Origin of the sequence: Arthrobacter sp. FX8, assembly GCF_026723805.1 — a bacterium.
In the GTDB taxonomy this organism is placed as follows: domain Bacteria; phylum Actinomycetota; class Actinomycetes; order Actinomycetales; family Micrococcaceae; genus Arthrobacter.
In genome coordinates, this window is sequence record NZ_CP113505.1 from 4160131 (window position 1) to 4173022 (window position 12892).

Here is a 12892-nt window from a genome sequence, read left to right on the forward strand (position 1 = left end):
CCGCCGGGCCCTCCCCAAACAGGAGGGCCCGGCCGGGCAGGGCCTGACCGATGGAGGTCACCATGGCACTATTCATCACTAAGCGCCTGCTGATGGCGCTGGCCACCGTCCTGGTGGTTGCGGTGCTGGCATTCCTGCTGGTGCACGCAATGCCCGGCAGCCCGGGAGCCGTCTCCCTCGGCGCAGGCGCCTCCCAGGAAGCCATCGACGAGGTCAACCAGAGGATGGGCTGGAACGATCCGCTGTTCACACAGTTCTTCACCTGGCTCGGTTCCGCCGTCCAGGGCGACCTGGGCGTCTCGCTCATCGACGGCCGCTCCGTCAGCGCCGACCTCGCCAGCCGCCTCCCCGTCACCGCCTCGCTTGCCGCCGGCGCCACCGTCCTCAGCGCGGTCCTGGGCATCGCCCTGGGCGTCACCGCAGCGGTCCGCGGCGGCCTCCTGGACCAGGTGATCGGCGGCTTCGTTGGACTCCTGGTCGCCCTGCCGGCGTTCTGGGTGGGCGTCCTCTTCGTGTACCTGTTCGCCGTCCAGTCCTCCATCTTCCCGGCCACCGGCTACGTGCCGTTCGAGGCCTCACCGCAGGACTGGGCCCTGTCCCTGGCGCTGCCGGTGATCACCCTCGCCGTGGGCGGCGCGGCCTTCATAGCCCGCCAGACCAGGGCCTCCATGCTGGAGGCGCTGCAGCAGGAACACATCCGCACGCTGCGCGCCACGGCCACCCCCACCTGGAAGATCCTCTACGTCCACGCCCTGCGCTACGCGAGCCTGCCCATCGTGGCCGGGATCGCCCTGCAGTTCATCGGCCTGTTCGGCGGCTCCGTCATCGCCGAGCAGCTGTTCGCCATGCCCGGCCTGGGCCAGGCCGTCCAGACCTCCGTCAGCACCCATGATGCCCCCGCCGTCCAGGGCGTGGTGGTGATCGCCACCGTGGTGGTGGTTGCCGTCAACCTGGTGCTGGAGCTGGCCACCAAGTTCCTCGACCCGAAGTTGCGTGCCTCATGATCCCAACAGTTACCCCGGCCCCCGCGGACGCGGACCAGGCAGGAAGTACGACGCCGGCAGCAGCCCCGCGCGCAACGCCGGCAGGGCGGCCATCACCAAGGTATCCCGGCACCGGCTGTTCACTTCGCCGGGCGCCGTGGCCGGCCTGGCCTGGCTTGCGGCGCTTGTCACCGCGTCGCTGACAGCGCCGCTGTGGCTGCCCTTCAAGACAGAGGACCAGGATTTCACCTCAGTCCTCTCCGGCCCCACCGCCGCCCACTGGCTGGGAACGGACGAACTGGGCCGCGACATCCTCAGCCGGATCTTCGCCGCCGCAGCCGGCACCCTGGGGACGTCCATGCTCACGGTGATTGTCGGCGTCGGGCTCGGCACCATCCTGGCCATGCTTGCTGCCGGCACCGGCGAACGCGTGGAGGCCGTGATCAGCAGGGTTACCGAGATCATGATGTCCCTGCCGGGAACCGTGATCATCCTGGCCGTCATCGGCGCGGTGGGAACCAACATCCCAGTGGTTATGGCCATCCTGGGCATCCTGATGTCCGCCGGCATCTACCGCGTGATCCTGGGCCAGGCCAAGTCCCTGCAGTCCCAGCTCTACGTGGATGCGGCCAAGGTGGACGGCGTCAACCCACTGCGGATCAGCCTCCGGCACGTCCTGCCCGGCCTGGCGAACACCATCGTGGTCCAGTCCGCGCTGATCTTCGCTGTGGGCATGCTCATCCAGGCCGGCCTCGCGTTCATCGGCTTCGGCCCGCCCATCCCGCAGCCCAGCTGGGGCGGCATGATCCAGGGCGCCTCACAGCACGTCTATGACGCCCCCTGGATGATGGTGCCCACCGGTGCCGTGCTGGCGCTCACCGTCCTCTCCGCCAATGCCATCGGCAATGCCCTGGGCAAGGCCCCCAACGCGGCCGCACCGCACCTGCCCTCCGCCGCGGCACGCCGGCAGCGCGCCAAGGCCGTCGCCGCCATCGCGGCGGAGGCGCCCGGATCGGAGGACTTGGCCGCATTGGACGGCGCCTCTGCCGATAAGGGGACGCTCAGCGTCCGTAACCTGTCCGTCGGCGTCGACAGCGCAGGTACAGGCACCGGCGTCCGCCTGGTCACCGATGTCTCGTTCGACGTCCAGCCCGGCACCGTCCTGGGTTTGGTGGGGGAGTCCGGCTGTGGCAAGACCATGACCGCGCTGTCCTTGTTGGGCCTGCTTCCCTCGGGCGTAAGTGTCACCGGCGGCCAGATCCTCTGGAACGGAAGAAACCTGGCAGCGGTGGCGGAGAGGGACATGGAAGCAGTGCGCGGCCGGGAGATCGCGCTGATCAGCCAGGAACCCATGCGCGCCCTGGACCCGATGTTCACCGTGGGGTACCAGCTCACCGCGACCATCCGCCGGCTCCGCGGCATGGGCAGGACCGAGGCCCGCCAGGAGGCGCAGACCCTGCTGGAAAAGGTGGGCATCGTGGACGCGGCGCGGATCCTGAAGACCTATCCGCACCAGATCAGCGGCGGCATGGCCCAGCGCGTGGCGATTGCCTTGGCACTGGCCGGGCAGCCGAAGCTGCTGGTGGCGGACGAGCCCACCACGGCCCTGGACGTCACGGTGCAGGCCGAAATCCTGTCCCTGCTCCGGACCCTGGTGAAGGACACAGGCATGTCCGTGGTGATGGTGACCCACGACCTTGGTGTGGTGGCGGACATCTGCGACCAGGTGGCCGTCATGTACGCCGGCCAGATGGTGGAGAACGGCACAACCCAGGCCGTCCTGGACCACCCCCGCCACCCTTACACCCTGGCGCTCCTGGCCGCCGACCCACACGCCAACCACGCAGACGACATGCCGGAGCGCCTTGCCACCATCAGCGGACAGGTGCCGCAGCCCAAGGACTGGCCCACCGGCTGCCGGTTCGCGGCCCGCTGCCAGTTCGCCGGCTCAGCCTGCATGGAACCCGTTCAGCTGCTGCGCTCCGGCGCCGGCGAAGGGCTGGTGCGGTGTGTCAAAGCGGACCAGCTGGCCGTCGAAGGCATGGACTGGCTGGCCACGGACGTGCCCGCCTCCCGCGTTTTGGAGGTCACCCCCAAGCAAAACCCGATCGTTGAAAAGGACCCGGCATGAGCACCGCAGTGACCGAGCGCCAAGATTCCGCGGCTTCCTCCGCCGCCACCCCCATGCTTGAGATCAAGGCCCTGGTGGTCCGCTATGGACGGGGCCGGAAGGCAGCCGCCGCACCGGCCGCCGTCGACCATGTCAGCTTCAGCATCGCACCCGGGGAGACTGTGGGACTGGTGGGGGAGTCCGGATCCGGAAAGTCCACCATTGGCAAGGCAATCCTGGGCCTGCAAAAGGTCTCCGGCGGCACCATCACCTATCAGGGCAAGGACATCACCTCCGCCAGCGCCGCGGAGCGCCGGGCCCTGGGCGGGGAACTGCGTGCCGTCTTCCAGGACCCCAACTCATCGCTGAACCCGCGGAACACCATCGGCACGTCCCTGGCCGAACCGCTGCGCCTGCGAGGGGTTTCAGCGGCAGAGGCACGCGCCAAGGCCGGGGACATGCTCGAACGCGTGGGCCTGCCGAGGGAAGCCGTGGACCGCTACCCCAGCCAGTTCTCCGGCGGCCAGCGCCAGCGCATTTCCGTGGCGCGTGCCCTCATCTGCGATCCCCAACTGGTGGTCTGCGACGAAGCCGTCAGCGCCCTTGACCTCTCCACCCAGGCGCAGGTGCTCAACCTCCTGGCCGACCTCCGCGACGAGCGGGGCCTGAGCTACCTGTTCATCGCCCATGACATCGCCGTGGTCCAGTTCCTGGCCCAGCGCGTGGTGGTGCTGTACCGCGGGCAGGTCATGGAAAGCGGACCTGCCGCGGCCGTCACCGGGAACCCCAGGCACCCCTTCACCCAGGCCCTCGTGGCAGCGTCCCCGGTGCCGCGTCCGGCGGAGCAGGCGGCGCGCCGGGAGGCCCGCGAATCACTGGGCGTCCGTACGGGGGCGGCCGCGGTCCCCGGGCCCGGCGGATGCCCCTTCCGGCTCCGCTGCCCCCTGGCCACGGACCTGTGCGCCACCGAACGGCCGGCCCTGCGGCGTGTGGGCGCCGCCGATGTGGCCTGCCACTACGCCTGAACCTCCAGTCACCGAAGGGGACGCCACCCCTCGCTGCAAAGACAACCTTCAATACAGAAGTGGAGCCCTGATGACAGCGCAACGACAGCGGCCGGGTCGATCCAGCGACAGGATTGTCATGCTGGGAGTCAACGGCGGTCCCGTCGTGGGTCCTGACGAAGCCAAACCTGCTTTGGCACTGGTGGTCAATGACGCCGTGTACCTTGTTGACTGCGGGCTTGATACGTCGCGTCAGCTCGCCAAGGCCGGTTTGGGATTCGCCGGCATTCGCGACGTGTTCATCACGCACCACCACCTGGACCACACGTCCGGACTGCCTGGGCTCCTGCTGCACGGCTGGACAGCACGGCCACCCCTGCCCGCCGTGAATATCTGGGGCCCACCAGGGACCAAGCAAAAAGCAACGAACCTCCTCGCCGGCTTTGAGGACGACATCGCTCTGTTCGAGTCCGGCGGCGGCTTCGGTGCCTTCACGGCACCTGATGGCCATGACGTAGAGATCCCCCTGGACGGGAGCATCGTCCCTGTCACGGAAGACGCCAACGTCCGTGTTGATGCCACCCGGGTGTTCCACGGTCCGGAAGTGGCGAACGCCTATGCCTACCGGTTTACGGTGAAGAGCACAGGCAAGGTGGTGGTCTTTTCGGGTGACACGGCCGCCCCTGACGATAATCTTGCCGCCATCGCCAAGGGGTGTGATGTGCTCGTCCATGAAACGCAGGACAACAGCGCCATTGAGCGCATCGCAGCCGGGCTTCCCCACCCCCGTGGAGAGCAGCTGAAAAAGCATCTCTTCGAGGCACACTCCAGCGTCCTCGACCTGCCTGCTGTCGCCCATGCGGCGCGAGCCAAGAAGCTGGTCTTCAGCCACTACACGCCTGTTGCGCAACCGCCGTCCACCTGGCTTGCGATGGCGGTTCCAGCGGCCGAAGCCGTCGGCTACGAGGGAGAGATCATCGCCCCGAATGCACTGGACGTTATACCCCTCTAGCCCACCGCCAGGCTGTCACTGTCTGCACACCTGCAACCCGCTACACAGAACGGACCCCTCCTTCCATGACTTCCACGCCCTGGCTCGCTGCCATGATTTCGCCCGAGCAGGACTTCGACGGCGCCCCGCTGCTCCGCAAGGAATTTACGCTCGAGGCGGGCCACGGCGGCGTGGCGAGGGCGACGCTGCGGGCCACCGCCTTCGGCGTCTATGAGGCGTTCATCAACGGCTCACCGGTGGGGCCGGACGTCCTGGGCCCCGGCTGGAGCTCCTACGAGTGGCGGCTGCGCTACCGCAGCTACGACGTCACCTCCCTGCTGGCGCCAACCAGTGTGCTGGGGGTGGAACTGGGCAACGGCTGGTACCGCGGCCGGCTGGCCTGGCACGGGATGTCCAACCTGTACGGCAGTGAGCTGGGGTTCCTCGGCCAGCTGGACATCGAGTTCGAGGACGGACATGTCCAGTCGGTCGCCTCTGACACCTCCTGGCAGGCAGGCCCCTCCGCCACCACCTTCAACGACCTCTACGACGGGCAGACCATCGACGCCCGCCGCTCTCAGACGGGCTGGGCGGAGCCCGGCTTTGTCCCCGGCGCTGACTGGACGGGTGTGCGTGGGCTGGCGTTCGACGGCGGCCGGCTGGCTGAGCCGGTGGGCCCGCCCGTGGTGCGTGCCGGCGTCGTGCATCCCGTGGAAATCCGCACCTCACCCACCGGCCGGACGCTGGTGGACTTCGGCCAGAACCTGGTGGGCTGGCTCCGCTTCACGGTGCGGGGCGAGGCCGGGCAGGCCATTACCGTGCGGCACGCCGAGGTCCTGGAAGACGGCGAACTCGGCGTCCGGCCCCTGCGGTCGGCCAAGGCCACGGACACGTTCATCCTCTCCGGCGGGAAAGACGACTTTGAACCCACCAAGACCTTCCACGGCTTCCGCTACGCCGAGATCACCGGCTGGCCGGGCGACCTCACCGATGGTGACTTGGAAGCCGTGGTGGTCCACTCCGACCTCGAGCGCACCGGCACCTTCGAATGTTCCAACGAACTCGTCAACCAGCTGCACCGCAACATCGTCTGGGGCCTCCGCGGGAACTTCCTGGACCTGCCCACCGACTGCCCGCAGCGCGACGAGCGGCTGGGCTGGACCGGCGACATCGCGGTCTTCGCCCCCACTGCTGCCTACCTGTACGACGTCAAAGGGTTCCTGCAGGACTGGCTGCTGGACCTGGCCGCCGAGCAGAAGGCCGCGAACGGTCTGGTGCCCATCACCGTGCCCGATGCCCTGAAATTCTGCCCGCAGCCGCCCGAATTCCCGGCTCCGGAATCGTCCGCCCTGTGGAGTGAAGCCTCCGTGTGGGTGCCATGGGCACTCTGGGAGGCCTACGGGGACCTCAGCGTGCTGCGGAACCAGTACGAGTCGATGGCCTCGCACACCCGCCGGGTGGAGGGGCTGCTCTCGCCCACCGGCCTGTGGGACTCCGGCTTCCAGTTCGGCGACTGGCTGGACCCCGACGCCGCGCCGGACCAGCCATGGGCGGCCAAGGCAGACACCGGCGTGGTGGCCACCGCCTGCATGTACCGCACCGCGCGCCTAACCGCCCAGGCTGCCGGGCTGCTGGGCAGGCACGACGACGAGGCCCACTTCGAGGCGCTCGCCGCCCGGGTGCGTACCGCCTTCGCCGAGAACTACGTCGCTGCCGACGGCACCATCCGCAGCGACTGCACCACGGTCTACGCGCTGGCTATCGCCTTCGACATCCTGGCCACCCCGGAGCTGCGGGAGTTCGCCGGGACCCGCCTGGCCGAGCTGGTCCGGGACAACGGCTACCGCGTGTCCACCGGATTCGCGGGCACCCCGTTCATCACGCACGCGCTGACGGACACCGGCCACATGGACGAGGCCTACCGGCTGCTGCTGGAGAAGGACTGCCCGTCCTGGCTGTACCCCGTGACGATGGGAGCCACCACGGTCTGGGAACGCTGGGACTCCATGCTCCCCGACGGCACCATCAACCCCGGCGAAATGACCAGCTTCAACCACTACGCCCTGGGCGCCGTTGCCGACTGGATGCACAAAGCCATCGGCGGCATCCGACCGCTGGAACCGGGCTACGCGCGCGTCCTCATCGCCCCGCAGCCGGGCCAAGGAATCGACTGGGCCAGGACCTCCCTGAAGACTCCGCACGGTGAGGTCCGGGTTGAATGGACGCTCGACGGCGGTGCGTTCCGCCTCGAGGCGACCGTCCCTGACGGGGTGGCGGCCGACGTCGTCCTTCCCGACGGTGCGCAGCGCACCGTTGAGGGCGGCACCCACTCTTTCGAAGGGCGCGTTGCCCCCATACTCGATTTGGAGGCAAGCCGCTGATGGGCAAGCAAGAGACGGTTCAGTACCTGCGCCTCGATGAAATCCGGATGCGGGACCCTTTCATCCTGGAACCGGTTCCGGGGAGTTTGTCCTGTTCGGGACCAGCGACAGGAACGTGTGGAGTGGCCCCGCCACCGGCTTTGACTGCTATACCAGCAATGACCTTGAACACTGGGAAGGCCCCTTTGCGGCCTTCCGGCCGCCAGCGGATTTTTGGGCGGACGCGCAGTTCTGGGCTCCGGAGGTGTACGCCCTTGACGGACGGTTCTTCATGTTCGGCACCTTTGCGACGTCAACGGGCAACCGCCCCCGGGGCGTCGCGGTTCTTGCCTCGGATCTGGCCACGGGCCCGTACCAGCCCTGGAGTGACGGAGCCGTGACGCCGGCGGCCGAACCGTGCCTCGACGGGACGCTGTATATCGACGAGGATTCCACCCGCTGGCTCGTCTACAGCCGGGGGACGGAGGGAACCGCTGATGCACCAGGGATCACTGACGGCGAGATGCGTGCCGTCCGCCTGGCGCCGGACCTGCGCACGGCAGCCGGTGAGCCTGCTCTCCTGTTCAAGGCATCCGCGGCGGCCTGGACCCGGCCGCTGCGGTTCCCGGAGGGGGTGGAACCCCCAAAGGACCTGAACCTTGCCGCAGATCCCCTGTTCACCGATGGACCGTTTGTTGTCCGTTCGCCGGAAGGGTCTTTGCTGATGCTGTGGTCAAGCCACGGCGAGGCCGGGTATGCAATGGGCATCGCCGAGTCGAAAAGCGGAACCATCAAGGGGCCCTGGATCCAGCAGGCGGACCCTGTGTGGTCCAGCAATGGCGGGCATGGAATGGTCCTCCGCACATCCGGCGGGCGTGACTATCTGGTCTTTCACGGGCCGAACGACACACCCAACGAAAGGGTCAGGATCACTGGCGTGGAAATCGACGGGAACAGCATCCGCGTCCTTCGATGAGGTGCAGCGGAGGCGCTGATCTGCAACGATGTGGCAAAAGATCATTCCCAGGGAGGACTCATGCCGTACACCGTGGATTTCAAGAACGTGTCCACCGCCGGTCTGGAATCGTCACTGGTAGCGGAGGCGTTGGCCGGGCTGCGCGCCAACGAGGCCCGCTACTACAAGAATAAATACGACCACGACTTCACGGTGGTCCCTGCCGGGGAAGCGCCGGAAGTGCTGGACTATGTGAACAACATCCTGTCCGCCGAGCGCAACCTGGTGATTGCCTCCAAACCCCTTGAGGTGTCCTCCTTCGAAGTGGACGGGTTGCGAATGGCGTACGTGTTCTACGAGTCAGGGCTGTCCATCAACGTCATGTATGCCCTCGAGGATGGGGGCAAGCGGGCGGTCGGATTCAAGCTCTCGGACGGCATGGACGTTCCGGAAGAGCTGGCGTCCAGCTTCAAGTTCGCCCGCCAGAAGTCCAAGCTTGCGGGCACCATCCGTGGCTCCTACTTCGTGATCAAGGGCCATTACTAGGCGGGAGCGCCGAAGAACGCGTTCCAACCATTGAAACCGGCCCCGCTGCAGGTGCCGCCGGAGGGCAGGATGGCTGGATGCACGCCAACCCCATCCTTGCCGGCTTCAACCCTGACCCGAGCATCGTCCGCGCGCCGGACGGCTATTACCTGGTCACATCGTCCTTCGAATACCTGCCGGGCCTGCCGGTCCATCACAGCCCGGATCTGGAAAGCTGGCAGCTGGTGGGCCATGTGGCCACGCGGGAGGAGCAAGTCCGGATTGCCCATGTCCCCACGCCCGGCGGCGTCTGGGCGCCGACCCTCCGCTACCGGGACGGCGTGTTCTACCTGATCGTCTCCGTGTTCCTCGGTGGGCGCGGTTGCGTTGTTTTCACGGCCGCCGATCCCGCCGGGCCATGGAGCGACGGGACGGTCATCGGGGCGGTGGACGGCATCGACCCGGACCTCGCCTGGGACGACGACGGAACTGCGTACGTGACCTTTGCCCGCCACCCGGACGCGATCCAGCAGGTGCGGGTGGACCTCGCAACCGGAGAAGCGCTCGAGAAGCCGCGGCCGCTGTGGTCCGGCAGCGGGCTGTATTCGCCCGAAGGCCCGCACCTTTACCGGCGCGGTGACTGGTGGTACTTGCTGGCGGCCGAGGGCGGCACGGACAGAGGCCACGCTGTGACCGTGGCACGGTCGCGGCGGCCGGACGGGCCGTTCGAATCCGCTCCGCACAATCCCCTCCTTACCGCCGCGGGAACCGGTTCGCCCGTCCAGAACACCGGGCACGCAGACCTCGTTGAGCTTTCCGACGGCGGAACAGCCATGGTCCTGCTGGGAGTCCGTCCGGTGGGTCTGGCGAATTCGTTCTCACCGCTGGGCCGTGAGACGTTCCTGGCCGCCGTGGACTGGATCGACGGCTGGCCGCACGCCCGGATGCCCCAGCTCGGTGCGACGCCGCCGGAACAGCTTGAGTACGACTTCAGCAACGGTGCCGGGCTGGACGATCCGCGATGGATCGGTGTCCGCCGGACGCCCGCTGACTTCTCGGCACCCACCTCCAAAGGGCTTTTGCTTAGGGGCGAAGGCAACACCATGGGAGCGCCCAGGCCTTGTTTCGTCGCCCAACGCCAGCGCCACCTCGGGATGGAATTCAGGGCTTTGCTGGACATCGGCTCCGGTACGGGCGGCATCGCCGTGCGGAACGCCGAGGACAACTGGTTCGGCATCGAGGCCCGCCAGGACGGCGACGCCGTCAGGATCACGGCGCGTGCCGTCGTCGCGGGCTTTGACCGCACCTGGGAAGCAACTGTTCCGCCCGGTGACGTTGAGCTGGCAGTCGTGGCCAGCCCGCCGCCGTCGGACTTCCGCGCCGGCGCCGTGGGCGGCGACAGGATCCGCCTGCTGGTCCGCGGCGCACGGCCGGGCGGCAGCGCTGAAGGGGAGCTGCTCACGGAACTGGATGGACGGCACTGGGCCTTTGAAACTGCCAAGGCCTTCACCGGCAGGGCTTTTGGCGTCTTCGCGGTGGACGGCGAGGTCTTGGTCCGCCGCCTGTCCTACCGCGGCGGGGACTGACCGCTAAGCCGCCACGGCACCGGGAAGTTGTACGGGCGGCGCGTCAGGGACCGATGTGCCCGGTGTGCACTCCCGTGGATACCGTGGCGCGGCTCCTGCGGGAATCAGCCGCGGCGTTTGACACGCGGTCGGCGCCCGTACCGGCCCACTGCCCGTGCCGTTGACCGCGTGCATGGGCGTGAGTACTGTGGGCGCACTATCCGTCCGCCACATCGGCCGGCCGCCGATGCCTGGGGCGGGTAACGGTCCGGGCGCGCCGGCAAAAGGAGGAAGATGTCGTTCTTCCAGCTTTCGCTGATCGCCGCCGTCGCGCTCCTCGGACCTTTGCTGGCATTCCCCCGGACATGGCACCTTCCCACGGTGCTCGGGCAACTGCTGGCCGGCATCGCCATCGGACGCACCGGCCTGGGGCTGGTGGATTCCTCAGATCCGACGTACACGTTCGTTGCCGACGTGGGGTTCGCCCTCATCATGTTCGTCGCCGGAACGCATGTGCCAGTGCGGGACCGTGCCCTCCGCCCCGCACTGGCCGGCGGCGCGCTGAGCGCCGCCATCGCCGCAATGCTCGCGGCCGCCGTCGGAACCGTCACAGCGTTCGCCTTTGGGACCGGCCATGCTCCGCTCTACATCGTCCTGCTCGCATCGTCCTCAGCGGCCCTGGTCCTGCCAATTGTCGATTCCCTGCGGTTGACGGGCCCCAAGGTCCTCACGATGACGGCGCAGGTGGCCGTGGCGGACATCGCCTGCATCGTGGCGCTTCCGCTCGCCGTCGACCCGCCCAATGCTCCCAGGGCAGCAATCGGGGCGGCCGGCGTCGCTGCGTGTTCCGTGGTGTTGTTCTTCGTGCTTCGCTGGCTGGAGGATAGTGGCACCCGCAAACGCGTCCACGACGTGTCCGAGGACCGGAAGTTCGCCCTGGAACTGCGGATCCAGCTTGCCTTGCTTTTCGCGCTCTCCGGCCTTGCCGTGGCAGGTCACGTATCCGTCATGCTCGCCGGATTCTCCTTCGGATTGGTTGTGGCGGCGGTGGGTGAACCGAGGCGGCTGGCACACCAGCTTTTCGCCGTGAGCGACGGCTTCCTGGGGCCCGTGTTCTTCGTCTGGCTGGGCGCATCACTTGACCTGAGCGCCCTCGCCGGCAGTCCCACGATGGTTCTCCTCGGATTCTGCCTGGGACTGGGTGCCCTGCTGGTCCACGGAAGCCTGCGCCTGCTCGGCCACCCGCTGCCGCTCGCGATGCTCTCGGCATCCCAGCTGGGCGTGCCGGTTGCCGCTGCCACCATCGGCTCCCAACTGGATCTCCTGGTGCCCGGAGAAGCCTCGGCGATGATCCTCGGCGCACTCATCACCATCGGGGCCAGCGCGGCAGCAGGCTCACGCGCGGCCCACACCTTTGCACGGAACACCCCGGCCTCGGCCGCGTAGGGCCGCTACCCCTGCGAGTGCGTCCGGGTGCCGGCGCTGACGGCAGCCTGGTGCCCCAGGTTCCTGGAGACGGCGCGGGCGGCCGCGCGGACAGCGGGGGCCAGTACGTTCGGGGGAGTGGACCCGTCCGGGACCACGATGGACAGTGACGCCACCACGGAGCCCTGGGCGTCGAAGATGGGGGACGCCACGGAGACGGTCCGGGACGGGACGGTACGGCGGATCATCGCAATCCCGGTGCGCCGCACATCCGAAAGGGTCCTGCGCAGCTGGCCCTCCGGCATCTCCGGCACTCCGGGCTCGTTTTCCGGCGGCCGCTTCAGGATGGTCTCCTGGAACTGCTGGTCCGCGCCCGCCAGCAGCACCAGCCCGATCGCCGTGGACCGCAGGGGCGCCCGGCCACCCACGCGGTACGCCACCTCCGTGGCATCCTTCGCGGACAGCCGCTCGATCAGCACCGCCTGCTCGTTGTCCCGCACCGCCAGCAGCACGTGGTGCCGGGTGACTTCGAACAGGTCTTCCAGGTAGGGAAGGGCAATTTCCCGCACCCCGTGCCCGCGGGGCGACAGCGACGCCACTTCCCACAGCCTGACCCCCACGACATACCGGCCGTCGTCGAGTCTTTCAAGCGCACCCCATGCCACCAGCCGGGCGATCAGCCGCAGTGCGGTGGGCGCGGGCATGTCCGCATACCGGGCGAGTTCCGAGAGCGTCAGTGCCCGCCGCCGGTCGGAGAAGACGGCGAGCAGGCTCAGCGCGCGGTCGATGACGGGTTCGCCCTGTTTGGGCCGCTTTCCGCGGGCAGGCGGGGTGTCCGGGTCCGGAATGACAGTCATGGCGGTGGTTCCTAGCGCTGATGCATTGGTGAGCTGCCCCACAATACTATTTCGACCAATGAAAACGCTGTGTGGGGGACAGGAGCACGCCAACCAAGCTGGAACTCCCAGCACCCG

10 protein-coding genes are annotated in these 12892 nt (G+C 68.1%); 9 read left to right on the top strand and 1 reads right to left on the bottom strand.

Annotated elements, in window-relative coordinates; translation table 11 throughout:
- Positions 1-50: 50 nt before the first annotated feature.
- From OUO20_RS19550 to OUO20_RS19590, 9 genes are all read left to right on the top strand, one after another.
- On the top strand, positions 51-1004 hold the full coding sequence (locus tag OUO20_RS19550; protein WP_142069420.1) for an ABC transporter permease: 954 nt from the start codon (positions 51-53) through the stop codon (positions 1002-1004).
- The gene (locus OUO20_RS19555; RefSeq protein ID WP_268002464.1) at positions 994-3114 is read left to right on the top strand and encodes a dipeptide/oligopeptide/nickel ABC transporter permease/ATP-binding protein; all 2121 of its coding nucleotides are present in this window, start codon (positions 994-996) and stop codon (positions 3112-3114) included. Before OUO20_RS19550 ends, OUO20_RS19555 begins: the two co-directional genes overlap by 11 nt.
- Complete coding sequence (locus OUO20_RS19560; protein ID WP_268002465.1) at positions 3111-4118, top strand: oligopeptide/dipeptide ABC transporter ATP-binding protein; 1008 nt, start codon at positions 3111-3113, stop codon at positions 4116-4118. Before OUO20_RS19555 ends, OUO20_RS19560 begins: the two co-directional genes overlap by 4 nt.
- Before the next feature lie 70 nt (positions 4119-4188).
- Positions 4189-5109: an MBL fold metallo-hydrolase gene (locus OUO20_RS19565; protein WP_268002466.1), complete on the top strand. Its 921-nt coding sequence runs from the start codon at positions 4189-4191 to the stop codon at positions 5107-5109.
- A 65-nt stretch (positions 5110-5174) separates the two neighbouring features.
- A complete protein-coding gene (locus OUO20_RS19570) occupies positions 5175-7469 on the top strand; it encodes a family 78 glycoside hydrolase catalytic domain (protein ID WP_268002467.1) in 2295 nt (764 codons plus the stop codon).
- 115 nt (positions 7470-7584) lie between these two features.
- Entirely contained in the window at positions 7585-8424 is an 840-nt protein-coding gene (locus OUO20_RS19575; RefSeq protein ID WP_268002468.1) for a glycoside hydrolase family 43 protein, read from the top strand.
- 60 nt (positions 8425-8484) lie between these two features.
- Entirely contained in the window at positions 8485-8949 is a 465-nt protein-coding gene (locus OUO20_RS19580) for a phage tail protein (RefSeq protein ID WP_268002469.1), read from the top strand.
- 77 nt (positions 8950-9026) lie between these two features.
- A complete protein-coding gene (locus tag OUO20_RS19585) occupies positions 9027-10514 on the top strand; it encodes a glycoside hydrolase family 43 protein (RefSeq protein ID WP_268002470.1) in 1488 nt (495 codons plus the stop codon).
- Positions 10515-10787: 273 nt separating this feature from the next.
- Complete coding sequence (locus tag OUO20_RS19590) at positions 10788-11939, top strand: cation:proton antiporter (RefSeq protein ID WP_268002471.1); 1152 nt, start codon at positions 10788-10790, stop codon at positions 11937-11939.
- A 5-nt stretch (positions 11940-11944) separates the two neighbouring features.
- Here the strand turns inward: OUO20_RS19590 and OUO20_RS19595 are convergent, their stop codons facing one another.
- Positions 11945-12775: an IclR family transcriptional regulator gene (locus OUO20_RS19595; RefSeq protein WP_134165251.1), complete on the bottom strand. Its 831-nt coding sequence runs from the start codon at positions 12773-12775 to the stop codon at positions 11945-11947.
- Positions 12776-12892: the final 117 nt, after the last annotated feature.